The organism is Streptomyces sp. NPDC014894, assembly GCF_043080985.1.
Classification (GTDB): Bacteria; Actinomycetota; Actinomycetes; order Streptomycetales; family Streptomycetaceae; genus Streptomyces.
Map to the genome: position 1 here is coordinate 51,060 of NZ_JBIBWD010000004.1, position 17,716 is coordinate 68,775.

Below are 17,716 nucleotides of genomic sequence, written 5' to 3' on the forward strand. Positions count from 1 at the left end.
CTCCGCCCCGGTGTCCCGCGCGACCACCCGCGCGCCCTCCGCCCCGGTGTCCCGCGCGCCCGCCCCGGCGTCCCGAGCCCCGCCCGCCCGCGCGCCCTCCGCCCCGGTGTCCCGCGCGACCACCCGCGCGCCCTCCGCCCCGGTGTCCCGCGCGCCCGCCCCGGCGTCCCGAGCCCCGCCCGCCCGCGCGCCTCCCGCCCCGGCATCGGGCGCGCCCGTCAGCTCCACCTCCACCCCGTAGTGGTCCGAGATGAACTCGCCCTCGCCCCTCAGCACCGCCCGCAGGGCCACCGGCCCCCGCAGCAGCACCCGGTCGATCCGCCCCGGCTCCCCGGTCAGCGACCCCAACGCGGCGAGCGGATTGGCCGACGGGTCGAAGGTCGGCCGGTCGTCCCCGGGCCCATGGACGCGGATCCACGCGTCGTCGAGATCCAGCGTCCGCTGCGGACGGTCCGTCGCGTCGTTGAAGTCGCCCATCAGCACGACATCCCCCGGCACGCCCGCCAGCCCCTCCGTCAGCCGGGCCAGCTGCTTCTCGCGCGACGCGGGCCCCTCCGCCGAGTGATCGCTCGTCAGATGCGTCGTCGCGACCGTCAGCGGCCCGTGCCCGGTCTCCACCACCATCGCCAGCACGGCCTTGTGCGGACCGAACGCATGCCGCCCGACCTCCCGCACCGGCGCCCTGCTGAGCAGCAGGAGTCCGTACTCGGCCACCTCCCGGGTGCCCGGGGACAGCGTGTACGTGTCATGGATCCACGGCTGCGCCCGCACCATGGCGAGCAGCTCCGGCTCCACCTCCTGGAGGGCGATCACATCGGCGTCGGCCTCCCGCAGCGCCGCCAGCAGCAGGGGCCGGCGCCGGGCGGTGTCGATGTGCTCACTGCCGTACCGGTCCCACAGCGTGTTCCAGGTCAGCACCCGGATCGGGCCTCCGTCCGGCGTCCGTCCGGCCGGTCCGTCGAAGGCCAGCGGCTCGAAGAACGGAGCCCGCAGCCGGCGCGGATCCCGGGCCAGCCCGGCGCCGGTGGAGCCGATCAGATCGGCCCCCGACGCCCGGTCCCAGACCAGCTCGCCGTCCGCCTCGATGAACAGCACCCGGTGCCAGGGGATCTCCCCGCCCGGTACGAACGAGGTCAGCGGCATCCGCTTGACCCCGGCGCCGCGCCGGTTCACCCCCATCACGAACCGCGCCGGATCGAACCGCGCGTCCCACCGCACCCGGTGGAAGATCTCCTCACTCGTCCGCACTGTCCGCGCCCCCGCCCATTCCGTGCTCTGTCCCGGTCGCTGTCCCCGCGTCCGGGACTTCTGTCCCATGGTCCGTGTCCGGGTCCGTGTCCTCGACGGCCCCATCCGACCCGATGTACCAGGTCCGGTGCGCCTCACCGGGATACGGCGGGGAGAACCGGCCCAGCTGCGCGCGCAGCACCCGCTCCGGCACCGGGTGCGCCCGCCCCGCGTTGCGCCGTACCGCCTCGTCCTCGTCCACCAGCACCACCGCGTGCGTGATCAGCGCGTTCCGCCGCCGGGCCACGGCGTGCACCAGCGATCGCTGACGCCGGTTGAGCGAGGTCGCGTCCCACACCACCGTGCCGCCCCCGGCCGCCTCGGCCAGGGCCGCGTCCAGCCGGCCCAGCCCGGCCCGCAGAATCCCGCCGTTGTCGCGCTGGTCGCCGCGGTCCCCGGCCGCCGCCCTCAGCTCGTCCAGCGACACCTGCCGTGCCGCCGGGAGGGTCCGGGCGAAGGTGCTCTTCCCGCTGCCCGAGACCCCGACCAGCTGCACCAGCCGGGGGTACGCCCCCGAGCGCCACCGCCAGGTCGCCGCCCCGGCCTCGTCCGCGCCGCCGATCCGGCCCTCGGCGTACGCCTGCCGGGCCTCCGCCCGGCACCGGTCGGCCGCCTCCGGGTCCAGACCGCCGAACGGCAGCGGCCCCAGCGGCCGGATCTCCTCCGCGTGCAGCGCCGACCACTCGGTCCGCTCCCGCTCCTCGGCCGTGGCCGCCGAGGTCCGGGCGACGGCGTGCAGTACGTCCAGATCGGCCGCGTACGACATCCGTATCAGCCCGGCCCGCCGCTCCTCGTCCGGATAGGGCCCGTGCACCCCGTCCACCAGTCCCACCAGATCGGCGACTCGCCGCGCGAGCCGCATCCCCAGCGCCCCGCGCAGCCGGGCGGGCAGCGTGGACCGGCGCCGCCCGTGCAGCCCCGAGGCCAGTACGCCGGCGAGGCGCGCGTCCCCGAGCCGGCCGTCGCCCTCGTACCGCTCGGCGGCGGGGGACACGGTCAGCCCGAGCGCCGCCGACAGCTGTCCGGCGTCGGCCGCCGCCCCGGACCGTACGGCCCACAGCGCGGCCCGCGCCCCGAGCCTGTTCTCCACCACCGCCGAGTGCATCCAGTGCGTATCCGTCCGCACATGGCCGGCCCGCACCCACTTCGCGACCCGGTCGCCGAACTCCCGCTGCCCGAAACCGGCGGCCGTGCGGACCACGTACCCCTCCTGCCGGGCGAGGTCGAGCCTCAGCCGCCGCAGGGCCCGTTCGTCGTAGACCCCGCGCCAGAGCACCCGCGGCGACGGGACGCCCAGCCCGCGCAGCACACGGACGGTCCGGTCCCAGTCCAGGCAGCGCCCGTCGGCGTCCCAGACGGAGAATCCGTAGAAGTGCGCGTCGAGATCGCCGTACGGGAGTGAGTGGCGGGCGTACACGTTCTCGCCGCACACCCGCCACCCGGCGGGTATGGCGTGCCCGATGCGCGCCTGGAGCGCCTTCACCCAGGTCCGCGAGGGGTGATGGGCCGAGTCCAGCGAACGGGCGTGCAGACCGTCCGCGTACAGCGTCGTGTTCTCCCCGTCGAGCTTCTCGGTCACGACGACCTCGCGCCCGACGAGCCCGCCGGCGTTCCCGGCGCGCACATCGTCCGCTGCCGCGCCCGGCGACCAGGGGAGATGGGGGGTACGCGGATAGTGCGTGCGCATGGTGACTCGACCCCCGGTGGTGATGATGTGCCGGGTCACTCTACGGACGAAGAGCGGGCCGATCGATCGAATTGTCCGCGCGGCACGCACCGTCCCCTGTGCCTCCCCGGCCCCGGCTCGCTGGTATTCGGACATCCTTCCCGGTCCGCAGCGGGCCGGTCCGCCGTCGCCGGTAGCGTCCGACGGGCTTGAACGCGAACGGGGAGGAGCAGGCGCGTATGGCATGGGACGAGTGGGCGCGGATCAAGGCCGACACGAGCGGCCGGCAGGACGTGCGGACCCGGCTGAACCAGCTCGCACCGGACGGCGGGGGCGGGGGCGCGGCCCCCGATCTGGCGTCGAGTCCGCGGGAGAAGAAGGCGGCGGCGAGGGCGATCAACGACCATCTGGAGCCCGGTGTCCGGAGGGACGGCGGGCTCACGGCGGAGACCATGGGCGCGGCCGCGAAGGAGCTGGGGGCCAGGGACGGTTCCGGTTGGGACGCCGCCGGCGCTCTCAAGAAGGCCCAGAAGACCTGGGAGGCGCAGGTCGCCTCGCTGCTCAGCGGCCTGGCCACCGAGAAGGGGCTGCTGAGCGCCACCGCCGTGGCCCTGGGCGACACGGACGCCGGAGTCGGCGTCCACGTGGCCCGGCAGTCCCGGATAGCCGGTCTGTGACCGGCGAAACCGCCTCGCTCGACGGCTCCATGGGGGATGCGTGCCGACATACCACGAAGTGATGAGCACCGATCTGTCCGCGCTCACCGCGGCCGCAGGCAAGTGGGAGGAGATGGCGGGCCGGTTCAAGGCGCTGGAGGAGAGGTACGAGCGCGAGGTCCACGGGATCACGCTCGACCGGGTCTGGGCCGGGCTGAGCGCCCGGGCCGCCAACGACAGATTCACCGTGACGCTCAAGGAGTTCCGGGGCGCCCGACAGGAGGCCAAGGCGGTCGCCGCCGTCCTGCGCGACGCCCACGCCCAGCTCGCCGACCTCCAGCGCCGGGTGGAGACCGCCCGCGCCGGCGCCGTCGAGGCCGGTATGCGCGTCTCCGACCAGGGCGTCGTCTCCTACGACACCGAGCGCCTCACCCAGGCCGAGCGCACGGCCTATGTCCACGACGGCAACTACCAGCGGGACGTCCGCGCCGCCGCGGCCGAATGGTCCGCCCACATCCGCCGCGCCGTCTACTCCGTCTCCGTCGCCGACGACGGCCTCCGTGTCCTCCTCGAAGCCGCCGTCCGCGACTCCGACCCCTTCGACGGCACCCTGAACGGCTTCAACCGCGAGGCCGCCGACAGCCCCTACCCCTCCCTGGAGGCCGCGGGCAGGGCGGCCGGCATGCCCGAGGACAGAAAACGGATTCCGGAGTGGTGGCGCAGCCTGGACCCGGTCACCCGGGGAGTGCTGCTTCAGGAGCGGGGGGATGAGCTGCGGGCCGCGGGAATCATGGACCCGACTCTGAAATGGACGCCCCCCGACGAAGGGTCGGGAGCCTTCGGCGTGGAGAGGCCGACGCCGAGGGATGTGTGGCTGCACGCGCGTGCATTGGGGATCGCGACCGCTGGGGATGTTGCAGGGCAGGTAGGGGCATCGCGGAATATGCTGCACTACCTCGATGGCACAGGGGAGCCCTTGGATCTCGATGTGGATCGAATTCTTCATGAGGATGAAAAATTTCGGTTGCAAGTCAACGAGTTGCATCTGATGTCTCACCAGGAGTCCTGGCGCAAAGATGCGTTGGATCAGTTCCAAAAAGCTGGAGGTGACAGGACCGTGGTCATCCCGGTGGAGAGCAAGAAAGAAGATCGAACCTTTCGGGGAGGCGAGTGGTTTCATGCAGTCGGATCCCATTCGCAGAACGTATCCGGTCTGGTCTCTGTGAGTCCTGGCGAGAATGGAAAACCTAAAGTTTCGCTCGAATACCAGGTCAATGTCTGGGACCGTTACAACTGGGATGTGGGGAAGTCTACGAAACTTCCCGGAGGTCTCGATATTCGAGACGAAGATATGGGGCGCTTGCATAGAACGGGCATCGCTCAGGAATTTGACATGCGCGGCAGTAGTTCCTTCTACGTCCACGACCTCGATGCCTCCGCACCTTCTGCCCTCATGCCGCGGGATCCGGGACGGGAGGGGACCCGGGCGGATGTGTCCCGCGGTGAGGAGGAGAATCGGTGAAGCATATGCGGCACGCGTGGGAACGATATGCGGTGCGTGTTTTTGTCGCCAGCTTCGCGGTGCTGCTGCTCGCCGGCTGTTCGTCCGCTGACGGGAAGCGAGAAGTCCGCAGAGATTCTTTTCCCTACTGGGAGAAAGACGCGGGAGCCTCGCAGGCTGTCGAATTCATGCGCGTTCAGGTGCCGAAGGGGGCGGTGGAGGTGAAAGGCGCGGTGCGGGTGCAGCCTCAGGAGCGGGTCTATCTGCTGTCGTTCCTCACTGAGGAGAAGGCTGCGGAAGCGGTGGCTGACGATCTTCGGTCGGATTATCCCCTGAAGGTCACGAACGTCTCGTCCTCTCTGAGCGACGATGGTTTCGCGCATCTCGATCTGGTCCTGCCCCATGAGATCCGGGATGTGCGGTCGACGAGTGTCTGCCCTCCGTGCGTCGGAGACAAGCGGCGACGGCACGTCCAAGGTATTGAGATCCATATCGAGGACCGCGCCGACGGTCGCGCACGTGTCTATCTGACCGCTTACTGAGACGGGTGTATCTGAGGGCGTTGTGACGCGCCGGACGGCGCAGGCGGGGTTATGAGGCACGCGACCGGTTTCTCCGTGTCGGCGACTTCTGCGGGCAGATCCCCCGGCCGGGGCTGGTAGGCCGCGAGCAGTTCATCCCGCAGATGCTCCACCGCGTAGGCCGGCACGTCGTCGCGGACCTGGTCGGCGTCCCACGTGGCCCGCCCGAGCAGGTGCCGCATGCCGTCCGGGGCGCTCTCTTCGGCCCGCTCTCAGATGGTCCAGCAGTCTTTGCGCGGCGGGTCCGACAGCAGCCCGAGCGCCCGATCCGACGTCGGGGCTCGGCCCGTGCGAACCGGTCCGTGATCCGGGCCATCAGGCCCGTGAACGCCTCCTGCCGGCGGGCAGGGCTACGCTGTGACCTGCGGTCATCGCATGATCTTCAGTCTTCACACACCGATGATCAACGGTGGCCGCGCCCGTCTCCACAGCGCGTCGGGGTCGCGCCGCGTCTGCCTGCCGTCATGTGTCTGGAGGACCTGTGCAGCGTGGCGAAGTCTGGTGGGTCCAGTTCGACGAGCGGAGGCTGGTCGTCCTGCTGTCGGGAGACGACACGTCCGGGATCCGGGTGATGCAGGTCGTCGCTCCGGCGGGCGTCGACCTCAGCGGTCTGGGCATCGAAGTGACGGTCGGCACCGGTGAAGGACTGCCGTTCGAAGGCGTGTTGCGGCTCGCGTTCCCGCGTCCGGGCTTCACGCCGTGCACGTGGCTGACGACTGTGTCCCGGGACGACCTGATGGAGCGGGCGGCCGTCCTGTCCTCCGTGAAGCTCGGCGAGATCGACGACGCCCTCCGACTCGCCGAACAAGCGCAGGAGCGGACCCCGGCCACGACCGCGAAGCTCAGCGAGATAGGGGATGCCCTCCGGCTCGGTGAACTCGGGTAGACGGAGAAGGGGCCGACGCCCGCGACGGCGTGGGCGCTCCCGGGCGAGATGCTCGACGCCGGCCGCCTCTCACCACCGAGATCACGATCTACGGCCGGAGTGCTGGGACGCGAGAGCGGTGGTTCGACAGCCGCCGCATGTGCCGGGCTCGGGGGCGCGGAAGGCGCGGTCGCAGAGGTCGCAGTTCTGGAGGGGGTGCCGCTCGGTGAGGGGGCGGAAGGGGGGTGGGGGTGGGAGCTGGGCGGTGAGGCGGTGGGCGAGGAGGGCGGAGGGGCGGTGGAGGGGGGTCGGGGGGAGGTTGGCCGTGAGGGCGTGGTGGACGGCGGCGGGGGTGGTGTCGCGCTCCAGCCAGGCGGCGACGCCGGGGGCCAGCTGGGCGGCGTCCCGCGCGGAGAGCAGCAGTCGTGGGTCGGTGCGGTGCAGGCAGGCGAGGAGGTCGGCGGCCTGTTGGAGCAGCGCGGGGGCGGGGAAGCCGGGCCGGGGTACGAGGAGAGGGGCGGGCTCCCGGCGGGCCGGCCGCTGGGGCTCGGCCGGCGGCGGGCGGGTGCCGGGGGCTTCCCGTCGCGCCGGCCGTCCCGGCTGGTTGCAGGAGACGGTGCGGGTGACGATCCGCCCGTCGGGGATCCGCTCGCGCGTGCGCCGCAGATAGCCGAAGGCCTCCAGCTCGCGCAGGGCGGCGGAGATACGGCTCGCGCCCTCGGTGAAGCGGGCGGCGAGGGACTTGATGTCGACCCGGGCCCCGGTCGGCAGGGACTGGATGTGCACGGCCAGACCGATCGCCAGCAGGGACAGCTCGGGGTGCTGGGCGAGGTGGTTGCCGATGACCGTGAAGCGGCTGGTGTGCCGGGAGTTGGCGTGAGTGACGCCGTACGAGTGGTGTGGGCGTCGCGTGTCGCGGGTAACGCCGGACGGGGGATGCGCGGGCGCGCTAGGCTGTTGGGTATCCAACGGGAAGGTCCTTGCTTCCTCGATGGTCAGGCCCTCGCACTGGGATTGCAGTCCCGGCGGGGGCCGACGCATGTCTGCGATCAGGTTGCGCCGCGAGCCTAGGGCACTCAACCCCGCTCATTGCCAGCTCAGTCGAGCATGTTCACCCGTGCGGGTGAGGCCGCGGTGGTGGGCGGTAAAGGTGGGGTTTGGCGAGGTTCTTTCCTCCCGTTTTCCCTTCCGAAGGAGACCGCCCGCGCCACCGGAACCCGCCCGCCCGTGCTTCGGTCGCGGGGCCCGACGTGCCCCGCGACGGCGGTGGGCTTCGTGAGCCTGGCGATCGTCGCCGCCTATGGACACCTATAGAGGGTGCGGCTCGGTTGGCGGCCGAGCCACGTGTTCCGCCGGCCGAGTTGGCGATGTTCACCCATGCGAGTGATGGCCCTCGGAAGGCGCAGAGACGAGATCCCCGCTCCCTCCCGAACAGCCCCGCGTCACCGGAGCCCCGCCCGCCCCGTCCCACGACCCGCTTCAGCCCCGGCTCGCTTGTATTCGGACATCCTTACCGGTCCGTAGCGGGCCGGTCCGCCGTCGCCGGTAGCGTCCGACGGGCTTGAACGTGAACGGGGAGGAGAAGGCGCGTATGGCAGGGGACGAGTACGAGCGCCTCACTCACTCGCTCAAGGACATGCAGAGCATCGAGGGCCGGTCCAACGCGACCGGGACAGAGGGGCTGCCCGAGGCGTATCTGCTCGGCTTCAGCGCCGATCGTCAAGGACGCCCCCTTCAGCCACTACGCGAACGACGGGGCACCGGCCTTCAACCAGTTCCTCAACGGCCTCGACGCCTCCCGAGCCGTCGATACCCCGAGCCACACCACCGCCATCGGCCACTCGTACGGCTCGACCCTCATCGGATCGGCAGCCCGGCAGGGAGATCTCAACACGGACGACGTGATCTTCGCGGGGAGCCCGGGCGTCCGGGTGGGCATCGCCAGTCTGCTGAACCAGGCCCAGGTGGTGGCGGGACAACACAGGAACGTGGAACTTGAAGATTAAGAAGATCAAGCAGTGGGCTGTGGCTCTCCCGCTCGCCTTCGCTCTCGCCTCGATCACAGGATGCGATATGGACTCGGACAACCCGGTGCCCTCGTCGGGAGTGAAGCGCATAGACGCTGCTACGAAAGACACGAAGCAGATCTCCAGCGAAATCCTGGACCTCATCGGAATCAAGGGGGAGACGTCCGAGGGAGGCCCCAGGGTCAGCGAATGCGGTGACGGCAAGGATCGCGAGACCTACTACCAGATGCGGCACCCCTGGAGCCTCACGCCGCCCTCGGGCGATCAGCTCGCGGGCGTCATGGAGCGGCTCAAGAAGAAGCTGCCCCAGCAGGGCTGGAAGATCGTCCACTACGAGCGGGACTCCAGCCCGAACAAGAACCTGCGCCTGACCGGCGACAACGACGAGCGGAAGTTCAGCGTCAGCGTCGTCCATCTGGCGAAGAACGAGCGCCCGCAACTCACCGTGACCGTGGTCTCCGGCTGCTACCAGGTGCCGGAGGGCCAGCGGGTCGACCGCTACTGAACGCGCCCGAAGCCGCCCCCGCCCCGCCCGGACTCGTACCCCGCTGTATGTGATCAACGGCCGATACGGATGGATGAAGAGTGAGCAGGAAGCCTCGGTCCGTGACCGCAGTGCTCGCGGTGGCTCTGCTCTTGGGAGGGTGCTCGCAGGTGGACGGGAACAAGGGGGGCGACGGGGCCGGGGCGGGCTCCGAGGGGGTTCCCGTTCGCTCCGAGGCCGCGGTGAAGCAACGGGTCGCGCGGGCGTCCGGTCAGATCCTCGACGTCATCGGGCTGAAGGACAGGGCGAAGGCCAAGGACTCGATGCCGGTTCCCCTCGGCTGCTCCGATCACCCGGAGGGCTCCGGGGTGCAGCGCGTCAATCACCTCTGGAGCCTGTGGGGGCCCACGGAGGCCGAGCTGGAGGGGGCCATGGACCGGCTGAAGGAGAAGCTCCCCGCAAGCGGCTGGAGCATCGCCGGGGAGGGGCTGGACGACAGCCGTGCGAAGTCGCCGCGGATCGTCGCGGAATCCGATGACGGCCAGGTCGCCGCCGACCTCCGGCTGCGTATCGCGGCGCCCGGCGGGAAGCACGGATCCGCGATCGAGGTGAGCGTCGCCACGAAGTGCTTCCGCGCCGGGCCGGCCGGCTGATCGCCCCGGCCCGGGACGCGGCCGCGCGACTGCGTTCCGTAACCGATCGGGGCCTCGGGTCGGTCCCGGAGGCGCCCGGGCCCGTGCCCCAGCGTCCCCCGCGCGTAGCCCTCGGTGAGCTGGGGTACTCTCTACGGCTCGATTGGCCAGGTCCGTGCCCCGTGTGGCAGACTGTCGGGGTTGCTCGGTTGAGTGCCGATGCTGCGCGCCTCCCGCCGGGAGGACCGGAAGCGAGTCCCACAGTACTCGTCGCTCCATCTGCCCCAGGGCAGCGCTGGGGCGGACGTACGGGAATCTTCCGGGAAGTGTCAGCGGGGTACCGGCCAGGCACTCGGTGGGAGCTCTTCCCTCGATGCGCGGGCCAGGGCCCGCACCCCCTTGGTTGGGAAATCCTTCGGGATTTCTGCGTAGAGGGAGTGCGACACGCCCGACCGCGTGGGTCGGACAAGAGTGCGGTACTCACCGAGTTCCAGAGCGTTTCCACAAACAGACAGGACTACGAAGTAGCCATGGCGGGACAGAAGATCCGCATCCGGCTCAAGGCCTACGACCACGAGGTCATCGACTCTTCGGCGAAGAAGATCGTCGAGACGGTGACTCGCACTGGTGCGTCGGTCGCAGGCCCGGTGCCGCTGCCCACTGAGAAGAACGTGTACTGCGTCATCAAGTCGCCGCACAAGTACAAGGACTCGCGCGAGCACTTCGAGATGCGCACGCACAAGCGCCTGATCGACATCCTCGACCCGACGCCCAAGACCGTTGACTCGCTGATGCGCCTGGACCTTCCGGCCGGCGTTGACATCGAGATCAAGCTCTGAGAGGCACGGAAGAGATGGCAAAGCAGATCAAGGGCGTCCTGGGCGAGAAGCTCGGCATGACCCAGGTCTGGGACGAGAACAACCGTGTCGTCCCGGTCACTGTCGTCAAGGCTGGGCCCTGCGTCGTTACCCAGGTCCGTACGAATGACTCCGACGGCTACGAGTCGGTCCAGATCGCCTTCGGCGAGATCGACCCTCGCAAGGTGAACAAGCCCCTCAAGGGCCACTTCGCCAAGGCCGACGTGACCCCCCGCCGCCACCTGGTGGAGCTCCGCACCTCCGACGCCAGCGAGTACACGCTCGGCCAGGAGATCACTGCCGAGGTGTTCGAGTCCGGCGTCAAGGTCGACGTCACGGGCAAGAGCAAGGGCAAGGGCTTCGCCGGTGTCATGAAGCGTCACAACTTCAAGGGCCTCGGCGCCGGTCACGGCACCCAGCGCAAGCACCGCTCTCCCGGCTCCATCGGTGGCTGTGCCACCCCGGGCCGTGTGTTCAAGGGTCTCCGCATGGCGGGCCGTATGGGCAACGAGCGGGTCACCACCCAGAACCTGACCGTTCACGCCGTTGACGCGGAGAAGGGCCTGCTGCTCATCAAGGGCGCGGTTCCCGGTCCCAACGGCGGCCTGGTCCTGGTCCGCACTGCGGCCAAGGGGGCCTGAGGACTATGAGCACCATTGACATTCTGTCGCCCGCGGGCGACAAGACCGGGACCGTTGAGCTCCCGGCCGAGATCTTCGACGCCAAGGTCAGCATCCCGCTGATCCACCAGGTCGTCGTCGCGCAGCTGGCCGCCGCCCGTCAGGGCACGCACAAGGTCAAGACGCGTGGCGAGGTCCGTGGTGGTGGCAAGAAGCCTTACCGCCAGAAGGGCACCGGCCGCGCCCGTCAGGGTTCGACCCGCGCCCCGCAGTTCGCCGGCGGTGGCGTTGTCCACGGCCCCGTGCCGCGTGACTACTCGCAGCGGACCCCGAAGAAGATGAAGGCCGCCGCCCTGCGCGGTGCCCTCACCGACCGGGCCCGCAACTCGCGCATCCACGTCGTCACCGGCGTGGTCGAGGACGGCATCTCCACCAAGTCCGTCCGGACGCTGATCGGCAAGATCTCGGAGCGCAAGAACACGCTCCTGATCGTCGAGCGCTCCGACGAGGCCGCGTGGCTGTCCGCCCGCAACCTGCCCCAGGTGCACATCCTGGAGCCGGGCCAGCTGAACACGTACGACGTGATCCGCTCCGAGGACGTGGTCTTCACTCAGGCCGCCTTCGAGACCTTCGTGTCTGGCCCCCAGGCCAACGAGACCGAAGGGAGCGACGCCTGATGTCCGAGGCGACCGTTACCACCAAGACCTTCACGGACCCGCACGACATCCTCGTCAAGCCGGTTGTTTCCGAGAAGAGCTACGCGCTGCTCGACGAGAACAAGTACACGTTCGTCGTGGACCCGCGTGCCAACAAGACCCAGATCAAGCAGGCCGTGGAAGCGGTCTTCTCGGTCAAGGTCACCGGGGTCAACACGATCAACCGGCAGGGCAAGCGCAAGCGCACCCGCACCGGTTTCGGCAAGCGCGCCAACACCAAGCGCGCCATCGTGACCCTTGCCGAGGGCAACCGTATCGACATCTTCGGCCAGGTCTCCTAACGGAGACCTCGGTCCGATATCGGACGAGGACTGAGAAATGGGTATCCGCAAGTACAAGCCGACGACTCCGGGCCGTCGTGGCTCCAGCGTCGCCGACTTCGTCGAGATCACGCGGTCCACGCCGGAGAAGTCGCTGGTCCGCCCTCTGCACAGCAAGGGTGGCCGTAACAACACCGGTCGTGTGACCGTCCGCCACCAGGGTGGTGGCCACAAGCGCGCCTACCGTGTGATCGACTTCCGTCGTCACGACAAGGACGGCGTGCCGGCGAAGGTCGCGCACATCGAGTACGACCCCAACCGCACCGCGCGCATCGCGCTGCTGCACTACGCGGACGGCGAGAAGCGTTACATCGTCGCCCCGCGTGGACTGTCGCAGGGTGACCGCGTGGAGAACGGTCCTGGGGCCGACATCAAGCCCGGCAACAACCTGGCGCTTCGCAACATCCCGGTCGGTACGACCATCCACGCCATCGAGCTGCGGCCCGGCGGCGGCGCGAAGTTCGCCCGTTCCGCGGGCACCTCCGTGCAGCTGCTGGCGAAGGAGGGCACCATGGCCCACCTTCGTATGCCGTCCGGAGAGATCCGGCTGGTCGACGCCCGCTGCCGCGCCACCATCGGCGAGGTCGGCAACGCCGAGCAGTCGAACATCAACTGGGGCAAGGCCGGCCGTCTGCGCTGGAAGGGCGTTCGCCCGACCGTCCGCGGTGTCGCGATGAACCCGGTTGACCACCCGCACGGTGGTGGTGAGGGCAAGACCTCCGGTGGTCGCCACCCGGTCAGCCCGTGGGGTCAGAAGGAGGGTCGTACTCGTTCTCCCAAGAAGGCGAGCAACAAGTACATCGTCCGCCGCCGCAAGACGAACAAGAAGCGCTAGGAGCGGGTTTAGATGCCGCGCAGTCTCAAGAAGGGGCCCTTCGTCGACGACCACCTGATCAAGAAGGTGGACGTACAGAACGAAGCAGGCACCAAGAACGTCATCAAGACCTGGTCCCGTCGCTCGATGATCGTCCCGGCCATGCTGGGCCACACGATCGCGGTGCACAACGGCAAGATCCATGTCCCGGTGTTCGTCACCGAGTCGATGGTCGGCCACAAGCTCGGCGAGTTCTCGCCGACGCGCACCTTCCGCGGCCACGTCAAGGACGACCGGAAGTCGAAGCGCCGCTAAGGCGGGGTGTGACCGATCATGACAGACACTGAAGGGACAACCATGGAAGCCAGGGCCCAGGCGCGGTACATCCGCGTCACGCCCATGAAGGCCCGCCGCGTGGTGGACCTCATCCGTGGCATGGATGCCACGGAGGCTCAGGCGGTCCTGCGTTTCGCCCCGCAGGCCGCGAGCGTGCCGGTGGGCAAGGTGCTGGACAGCGCCATTGCCAACGCCGCGCACAACTACGACCACAGTGACGCCAATTCGCTGTTCATCAGCGAGGCGTACGTGGATGAGGGTCCGACCCTGAAGCGGTTCCGGCCGCGCGCCCAGGGTCGCGCCTACCGGATCCGTAAGCGGACCAGCCACATCACCGTGGTCGTCAGCAGCAAGGAAGGAACCCGGTAATGGGCCAGAAGGTTAACCCGCATGGGTTCCGGCTCGGTATCACCACGGACTTCAAGTCCCGCTGGTACGCCGACAAGCTGTACAAGGACTACGTCAAGGAAGACGTCGCCATCCGCAGGATGCTGACGTCCGGCATGGAGCGCGCCGGCATCTCGAAGGTTGAGATCGAGCGCACCCGTGACCGTGTCCGCGTGGACATCCACACCGCTCGTCCGGGCATTGTCATCGGTCGCCGCGGCGCCGAGGCCGACAAGATCCGCGGCAAGCTGGAGAAGCTGACCGGCAAGCAGGTCCAGCTGAACATCCTCGAGGTCAAGAACCCCGAGGTGGACGCTCAGCTGGTGGCCCAGGCCGTCGCCGAGCAGCTGTCCTCCCGTGTCTCCTTCCGTCGCGCCATGCGTAAGAGCATGCAGTCGGCGATGAAGGCGGGCGCCAAGGGCATCAAGATCCAGTGCGGTGGCCGTCTCGGCGGCGCCGAGATGTCCCGCTCGGAGTTCTACCGCGAGGGCCGTGTGCCGCTGCACACGCTCCGCGCGAACGTCGAGTACGGCTTCTTCGAGGCCAAGACGACCTTCGGCCGTATCGGCGTGAAGGTCTGGATCTACAAGGGCGACGTCAAGAACATCGCCGAGGTCCGCGCCGAGAACGCCGCCGCCCGCGCCGGCAACCGTCCGGCCCGTGGTGGTTCCGACCGCCCGGCCGGCCGTGGTGGCCGCGGTGGCGAGCGTGGCGGTCGCGGTCGTAAGCCGCAGCAGAACGCCGCTGCCGAGGCCCCCAAGGCCGACGCCGCTGCCGCTGCTCCGGCTGAGAGCACCGGAACGGAGGCCTGACCGACATGCTGATCCCCCGTAGGGTCAAGCACCGCAAGCAGCACCACCCCAAGCGCAGCGGTATGTCCAAGGGTGGTACGCAGGTTGCGTTCGGCGAGTACGGCATTCAGGCCCTCACTCCGGCGTACGTGACCAACCGCCAGATCGAGGCGGCTCGTATCGCGATGACCCGCCACATCAAGCGTGGCGGCAAGGTCTGGATCAACATCTACCCGGACCGTCCGCTGACGAAGAAGCCCGCCGAGACCCGCATGGGTTCCGGTAAGGGTTCCCCTGAGTGGTGGATCGCGAACGTCAAGCCCGGTCGGGTGATGTTCGAGCTGTCCTACCCGAACGAGAAGATTGCTCGTGAGGCGCTCACCCGCGCTGCTCACAAGCTTCCGATGAAGTGCCGCATCGTTCGGCGCGAGGCAGGTGAGGCGTGATGTCGGCCGGAACCAAGGCGTCCGAGCTGCGCGAGCTGGGCAGCGAGGAGCTTGTTGACAAGCTCCGCGAGGCCAAGGAAGAGCTGTTCAACCTCCGCTTCCAGGCGGCGACCGGGCAGCTCGAGAACCACGGCCGGCTGAAGGCCGTCCGCAAGGACATCGCCCGGATCTACACCCTGATGCGCGAGCGCGAGCTGGGCATCGAGACGGTGGAGAGCGCCTGATGAGCGAGAGCAATGTGACTGAAGAGAACACCGCAGCACGCGGTTTCCGTAAGACCCGTGAGGGTCTGGTCGTCAGCGACAAGATGGACAAGACCGTCGTCGTCGCTGTCGAGGACCGTGTGAAGCACGCGCTGTACGGCAAGGTCATCCGCCGTACGAACAAGCTCAAGGCGCACGACGAGCAGAACGCCGCGGGCGTCGGCGACCGTGTCCTCCTCATGGAGACCCGGCCGCTGTCCGCCACGAAGCGCTGGCGCGTCGTCGAGATCCTCGAGAAGGCCAAGTAATCACCTGAGGGGTTTCCCTCAGGTCAGTTCCGCCAGGCTCGGTGAGGGGTCCCGGCAACGGGCCCCCTCGCCGGGAACCGGCAGACAAATCAGGAGATAGACGTGATCCAGCAGGAGTCGCGACTGCGTGTCGCCGACAACACTGGTGCCAAGGAGATCCTTTGCATCCGTGTTCTCGGTGGCTCGGGTCGCCGCTACGCGGGCATCGGTGACGTCATCGTCGCCACCGTCAAGGACGCGATCCCCGGTGGCAACGTGAAGAAGGGTGACGTCGTCAAGGCGGTCATCGTTCGCACCGTCAAGGAGCGCCGCCGCCAGGACGGCTCGTACATCCGCTTCGACGAGAACGCCGCCGTCATTCTGAAGAACGACGGCGACCCTCGCGGCACCCGTATCTTCGGCCCCGTGGGCCGTGAGCTGCGCGAGAAGAAGTTCATGAAGATCATCTCGCTCGCGCCGGAGGTGCTGTAAGCATGAAGATCAAGAAGGGCGACCTGGTTCAGGTCATCACCGGTAAGGACAAGGGCAAGCAGGGCAAGGTCATTCAGGCCATGCCCCGTGAGGACCGCGTCCTGGTCGAGGGTGTCAACCGGGTCAAGAAGCACACCAAGGCCGGCCAGACCGCTCGTGGTTCGCAGACCGGCGGGATCATCACCACCGAGGCCCCCATCCACGTGAGCAATGTTCAGCTCGTCGTGGAGAAGGACGGCAACAAGGTCGTGACCCGTGTCGGTTACCGCTTCGACGACGAGGGCAACAAGATCCGCGTTGCCAAGCGGACGGGTGAGGACATCTGATGGCTACCACCACCACTCCGCGTCTCAAGACGAAGTACCGCGAGGAAATCAAGGGCAAGCTGCTTGAGGAGTTCTCGTACGAGAACGTCATGCAGGTTCCCGGCCTCGTCAAGATCGTGGTCAACATGGGTGTGGGCGACGCCGCCCGCGACTCCAAGCTGATCGACGGCGCCATCAAGGACCTCACCACGATCACCGGTCAGAAGCCGGCCGTGACCAAGGCCCGTAAGTCCATCGCGCAGTTCAAGCTGCGTGAGGGTCAGCCGATCGGCGCCCACGTCACTCTCCGTGGCGACCGCATGTGGGAGTTCCTGGACCGCACCCTGTCGCTCGCGCTTCCGCGCATCCGCGACTTCCGTGGTCTGTCCCCCAAGCAGTTCGACGGCCGTGGCAACTACACCTTCGGTCTCACGGAGCAGGTCATGTTCCACGAGATCGACCAGGACAAGATCGACCGCGTCCGGGGTATGGACATCACCGTGGTCACCACGGCGACCAATGACGCCGAGGGCCGCGCGCTCCTCCGTCACCTCGGCTTCCCGTTCAAGGAGGCGTGAGCCGTGGCGAAGAAGGCTCTCATTGCCAAGGCCGCCCGCAAGCCCAAGTTCGGCGTGCGTGCCTACACGCGCTGCCAGCGTTGCGGTCGTCCCCACTCCGTGTACCGCAAGTTCGGCCTCTGCCGCGTGTGCCTTCGTGAGATGGCTCACCGTGGCGAGCTGCCGGGCGTGACCAAGAGCTCCTGGTAGTCCTTCCGGCCCGTCGTCCGGACACCGCCCCCCAGGGGCGTCATCCGGACGGCAGCGTTGGACTGGATCACTGGAGTCTCTCGGTAAGCAGAGGGTTGGCGGAGGCCCCGCTCTCCATGGCTTAGGCTGGGAGGGTTGGGCGTCCGCCGCCCGTACGACTTACTACGCCGTAGGTCCCCGCGCCGCACCCGTCCCGCCCCTGTGTGGGGAGAGGGATGGCGCATACAGGAAACCCCGGCGAGAGAGGCCGAAGGCCAATTCATGACCATGACTGATCCCATCGCAGACATGCTGACGCGTCTGCGTAACGCGAACTCGGCTTACCACGACGCCGTCGTGATGCCGCACAGCAAGATCAAGTCGCACATCGCGGAGATCCTCCAGCAGGAGGGCTTCATCACGGGCTGGAAGGTCGAGGACGCCGAGGTCGGCAAGAACCTCGTCCTGGAGCTCAAGTTCGGCCCGAACCGTGAGCGCTCCATCGCGGGCATCAAGCGGATCTCGAAGCCGGGTCTCCGTGTGTACGCGAAGTCCACCAACCTGCCCAAGGTTCTGGGCGGCCTCGGCGTGGCGATCATCTCCACGTCGCACGGCCTCCTGACCGGCCAGCAGGCTCAGAAGAAGGGCGTGGGTGGGGAAGTCCTCGCCTACGTCTGGTAGTCGGGAACGGAGGAAA

Annotated in this window: 26 protein-coding genes; 23 read left to right on the forward strand and 3 right to left on the reverse strand. The window is 68.6% G+C overall.

The window, feature by feature from the left end:
- Both ACF089_RS11160 and ACF089_RS11165 read right to left on the reverse strand, forming a co-directional pair.
- Positions 1 to 1,248, reverse strand: a 1,248-nt coding sequence (locus ACF089_RS11160) for an RNA repair domain-containing protein (RefSeq protein WP_392024892.1), incomplete at its 3' end; no start/stop codon positions are given.
- On the reverse strand, positions 1,235 to 2,974 hold the full coding sequence (locus tag ACF089_RS11165; protein ID WP_392024895.1) for an RNA ligase family protein: 1,740 nt from the start codon (positions 2,972 to 2,974) through the stop codon (positions 1,235 to 1,237). The genes ACF089_RS11160 and ACF089_RS11165, both read right to left, overlap by 14 nt.
- Positions 2,975 to 3,192: 218 nt before the next feature.
- Here ACF089_RS11165 and ACF089_RS11170 point away from each other — a divergent pair, with 218 nt between their 5' ends.
- From ACF089_RS11170 to ACF089_RS11185, 4 genes are all read left to right on the forward strand, one after another.
- Complete coding sequence (locus ACF089_RS11170; protein ID WP_392024897.1) at positions 3,193 to 3,630, forward strand: hypothetical protein; 438 nt, start codon at positions 3,193 to 3,195, stop codon at positions 3,628 to 3,630.
- A gap of 61 nt (positions 3,631 to 3,691) precedes the next feature.
- Complete coding sequence (locus ACF089_RS11175; protein WP_392024900.1) at positions 3,692 to 5,131, forward strand: hypothetical protein; 1,440 nt, start codon at positions 3,692 to 3,694, stop codon at positions 5,129 to 5,131.
- Between the two features lie 5 nt (positions 5,132 to 5,136).
- The gene (locus tag ACF089_RS11180) at positions 5,137 to 5,652 is read left to right on the forward strand and encodes a hypothetical protein (protein ID WP_392025699.1); all 516 of its coding nucleotides are present in this window, start codon (positions 5,137 to 5,139) and stop codon (positions 5,650 to 5,652) included.
- Between the two features lie 520 nt (positions 5,653 to 6,172).
- Positions 6,173 to 6,577 (forward strand): type II toxin-antitoxin system PemK/MazF family toxin, encoded by a 405-nt coding sequence (locus ACF089_RS11185; RefSeq protein ID WP_392024901.1) that lies wholly within the window; start codon positions 6,173 to 6,175, stop codon positions 6,575 to 6,577.
- A gap of 81 nt (positions 6,578 to 6,658) precedes the next feature.
- Here ACF089_RS11185 and ACF089_RS11190 read toward each other — a convergent pair whose 3' ends face one another.
- Positions 6,659 to 7,525 carry a helix-turn-helix domain-containing protein gene (locus ACF089_RS11190; RefSeq protein WP_392024903.1) on the reverse strand — a complete coding sequence of 289 codons (867 nt, stop codon included), beginning with the start codon at positions 7,523 to 7,525 and terminating at the stop codon, positions 6,659 to 6,661.
- 746 nt (positions 7,526 to 8,271) lie between these two features.
- Here ACF089_RS11190 and ACF089_RS11195 point away from each other — a divergent pair.
- From ACF089_RS11195 to rpsH, 19 genes are all read left to right on the forward strand, one after another.
- Positions 8,272 to 8,562 carry an alpha/beta hydrolase gene (locus ACF089_RS11195; protein ID WP_392025701.1) on the forward strand — a complete coding sequence of 97 codons (291 nt, stop codon included), beginning with the start codon at positions 8,272 to 8,274 and terminating at the stop codon, positions 8,560 to 8,562.
- Positions 8,563 to 8,629: 67 nt separating this feature from the next.
- The gene (locus tag ACF089_RS11200) at positions 8,630 to 9,088 is read left to right on the forward strand and encodes a hypothetical protein (protein WP_392024905.1); all 459 of its coding nucleotides are present in this window, start codon (positions 8,630 to 8,632) and stop codon (positions 9,086 to 9,088) included.
- Between the two features lie 101 nt (positions 9,089 to 9,189).
- Positions 9,190 to 9,720: a hypothetical protein gene (locus tag ACF089_RS11205; RefSeq protein ID WP_392024907.1), complete on the forward strand. Its 531-nt coding sequence runs from the start codon at positions 9,190 to 9,192 to the stop codon at positions 9,718 to 9,720.
- Between the two features lie 509 nt (positions 9,721 to 10,229).
- Complete coding sequence (gene rpsJ / locus ACF089_RS11210; RefSeq protein ID WP_003948644.1) at positions 10,230 to 10,538, forward strand: 30S ribosomal protein S10; 309 nt, start codon at positions 10,230 to 10,232, stop codon at positions 10,536 to 10,538.
- A gap of 14 nt (positions 10,539 to 10,552) precedes the next feature.
- A complete protein-coding gene (rplC, locus tag ACF089_RS11215; protein WP_351547860.1) occupies positions 10,553 to 11,197 on the forward strand; it encodes a 50S ribosomal protein L3 in 645 nt (214 codons plus the stop codon).
- A gap of 5 nt (positions 11,198 to 11,202) precedes the next feature.
- Positions 11,203 to 11,853, forward strand: coding sequence for a 50S ribosomal protein L4 (gene rplD, locus ACF089_RS11220; RefSeq protein ID WP_392024910.1), 651 nt, complete (start codon positions 11,203 to 11,205; stop codon positions 11,851 to 11,853).
- Positions 11,853 to 12,173: a 50S ribosomal protein L23 gene (rplW, locus tag ACF089_RS11225; protein ID WP_392024912.1), complete on the forward strand. Its 321-nt coding sequence runs from the start codon at positions 11,853 to 11,855 to the stop codon at positions 12,171 to 12,173. The genes rplD and rplW overlap by 1 nt, the downstream gene beginning before the upstream one ends.
- Positions 12,174 to 12,210: 37 nt before the next feature.
- Positions 12,211 to 13,047: a 50S ribosomal protein L2 gene (rplB, locus tag ACF089_RS11230; RefSeq protein ID WP_392024914.1), complete on the forward strand. Its 837-nt coding sequence runs from the start codon at positions 12,211 to 12,213 to the stop codon at positions 13,045 to 13,047.
- A gap of 12 nt (positions 13,048 to 13,059) precedes the next feature.
- Positions 13,060 to 13,341 carry a 30S ribosomal protein S19 gene (gene rpsS, locus ACF089_RS11235; protein WP_030351437.1) on the forward strand — a complete coding sequence of 94 codons (282 nt, stop codon included), beginning with the start codon at positions 13,060 to 13,062 and terminating at the stop codon, positions 13,339 to 13,341.
- 42 nt (positions 13,342 to 13,383) lie between these two features.
- Positions 13,384 to 13,731, forward strand: a complete 348-nt coding sequence (rplV, locus tag ACF089_RS11240) for a 50S ribosomal protein L22 (protein ID WP_351547911.1) — start codon at positions 13,384 to 13,386, stop codon at positions 13,729 to 13,731.
- On the forward strand, positions 13,731 to 14,561 hold the full coding sequence (gene rpsC, locus ACF089_RS11245; protein ID WP_153486749.1) for a 30S ribosomal protein S3: 831 nt from the start codon (positions 13,731 to 13,733) through the stop codon (positions 14,559 to 14,561). The genes rplV and rpsC overlap by 1 nt, the downstream gene beginning before the upstream one ends.
- A gap of 5 nt (positions 14,562 to 14,566) precedes the next feature.
- Positions 14,567 to 14,986 (forward strand): 50S ribosomal protein L16, encoded by a 420-nt coding sequence (gene rplP / locus ACF089_RS11250; protein WP_072485538.1) that lies wholly within the window; start codon positions 14,567 to 14,569, stop codon positions 14,984 to 14,986.
- Positions 14,986 to 15,210: a 50S ribosomal protein L29 gene (gene rpmC, locus ACF089_RS11255; RefSeq protein ID WP_323449566.1), complete on the forward strand. Its 225-nt coding sequence runs from the start codon at positions 14,986 to 14,988 to the stop codon at positions 15,208 to 15,210. Before rplP ends, rpmC begins: the two co-directional genes overlap by 1 nt.
- On the forward strand, positions 15,210 to 15,497 hold the full coding sequence (gene rpsQ, locus ACF089_RS11260; protein ID WP_392024919.1) for a 30S ribosomal protein S17: 288 nt from the start codon (positions 15,210 to 15,212) through the stop codon (positions 15,495 to 15,497). Before rpmC ends, rpsQ begins: the two co-directional genes overlap by 1 nt.
- Before the next feature lie 102 nt (positions 15,498 to 15,599).
- A complete protein-coding gene (gene rplN, locus ACF089_RS11265) occupies positions 15,600 to 15,968 on the forward strand; it encodes a 50S ribosomal protein L14 (RefSeq protein WP_003956455.1) in 369 nt (122 codons plus the stop codon).
- A 2-nt stretch (positions 15,969 to 15,970) separates the two neighbouring features.
- Complete coding sequence (gene rplX / locus ACF089_RS11270) at positions 15,971 to 16,294, forward strand: 50S ribosomal protein L24 (protein WP_392024922.1); 324 nt, start codon at positions 15,971 to 15,973, stop codon at positions 16,292 to 16,294.
- Entirely contained in the window at positions 16,294 to 16,851 is a 558-nt protein-coding gene (gene rplE / locus ACF089_RS11275) for a 50S ribosomal protein L5 (protein WP_323449569.1), read from the forward strand. The genes rplX and rplE overlap by 1 nt, the downstream gene beginning before the upstream one ends.
- A gap of 3 nt (positions 16,852 to 16,854) precedes the next feature.
- Complete coding sequence (locus tag ACF089_RS11280; protein ID WP_003956452.1) at positions 16,855 to 17,040, forward strand: type Z 30S ribosomal protein S14; 186 nt, start codon at positions 16,855 to 16,857, stop codon at positions 17,038 to 17,040.
- A 261-nt stretch (positions 17,041 to 17,301) separates the two neighbouring features.
- Complete coding sequence (rpsH, locus tag ACF089_RS11285) at positions 17,302 to 17,700, forward strand: 30S ribosomal protein S8 (RefSeq protein WP_392024925.1); 399 nt, start codon at positions 17,302 to 17,304, stop codon at positions 17,698 to 17,700.
- Positions 17,701 to 17,716 lie beyond the last annotated feature (16 nt).

Bases quoted from the DNA above. Each gene is read 5' to 3' on its own strand.
- rplD (WP_392024910.1), top strand. From the start codon at position 11,203: ATGAGCACCATTGACATTCTGTCGCCCGCGGGCGACAAGACCGGGACC.
- rplC (WP_351547860.1), top strand. From the start codon at position 10,553: ATGGCAAAGCAGATCAAGGGCGTCCTGGGCGAGAAGCTCGGCATGACC.
- rpsJ (WP_003948644.1), top strand. From the start codon at position 10,230: ATGGCGGGACAGAAGATCCGCATCCGGCTCAAGGCCTACGACCACGAG.
- rplE (WP_323449569.1), top strand. From the start codon at position 16,294: ATGGCTACCACCACCACTCCGCGTCTCAAGACGAAGTACCGCGAGGAA.
- rpmC (WP_323449566.1), top strand. From the start codon at position 14,986: ATGTCGGCCGGAACCAAGGCGTCCGAGCTGCGCGAGCTGGGCAGCGAG.
- rplX (WP_392024922.1), top strand. From the start codon at position 15,971: ATGAAGATCAAGAAGGGCGACCTGGTTCAGGTCATCACCGGTAAGGAC.
- rpsH (WP_392024925.1), top strand. From the start codon at position 17,302: ATGACCATGACTGATCCCATCGCAGACATGCTGACGCGTCTGCGTAAC.
- ACF089_RS11175 (WP_392024900.1), top strand. From the start codon at position 3,692: ATGAGCACCGATCTGTCCGCGCTCACCGCGGCCGCAGGCAAGTGGGAG.
- rpsS (WP_030351437.1), top strand. From the start codon at position 13,060: ATGCCGCGCAGTCTCAAGAAGGGGCCCTTCGTCGACGACCACCTGATC.
- rplB (WP_392024914.1), top strand. From the start codon at position 12,211: ATGGGTATCCGCAAGTACAAGCCGACGACTCCGGGCCGTCGTGGCTCC.
- ACF089_RS11180 (WP_392025699.1), top strand. From the start codon at position 5,137: ATGCGGCACGCGTGGGAACGATATGCGGTGCGTGTTTTTGTCGCCAGC.
- ACF089_RS11165 (WP_392024895.1), bottom strand. From the start codon at position 2,974: ATGCGCACGCACTATCCGCGTACCCCCCATCTCCCCTGGTCGCCGGGC.
- rplW (WP_392024912.1), top strand. From the start codon at position 11,853: ATGTCCGAGGCGACCGTTACCACCAAGACCTTCACGGACCCGCACGAC.
- rplP (WP_072485538.1), top strand. From the start codon at position 14,567: ATGCTGATCCCCCGTAGGGTCAAGCACCGCAAGCAGCACCACCCCAAG.
- ACF089_RS11200 (WP_392024905.1), top strand. From the start codon at position 8,630: ATGGACTCGGACAACCCGGTGCCCTCGTCGGGAGTGAAGCGCATAGAC.
- rpsC (WP_153486749.1), top strand. From the start codon at position 13,731: ATGGGCCAGAAGGTTAACCCGCATGGGTTCCGGCTCGGTATCACCACG.
- rplV (WP_351547911.1), top strand. From the start codon at position 13,384: ATGGAAGCCAGGGCCCAGGCGCGGTACATCCGCGTCACGCCCATGAAG.
- rpsQ (WP_392024919.1), top strand. From the start codon at position 15,210: ATGAGCGAGAGCAATGTGACTGAAGAGAACACCGCAGCACGCGGTTTC.
- ACF089_RS11170 (WP_392024897.1), top strand. From the start codon at position 3,193: ATGGCATGGGACGAGTGGGCGCGGATCAAGGCCGACACGAGCGGCCGG.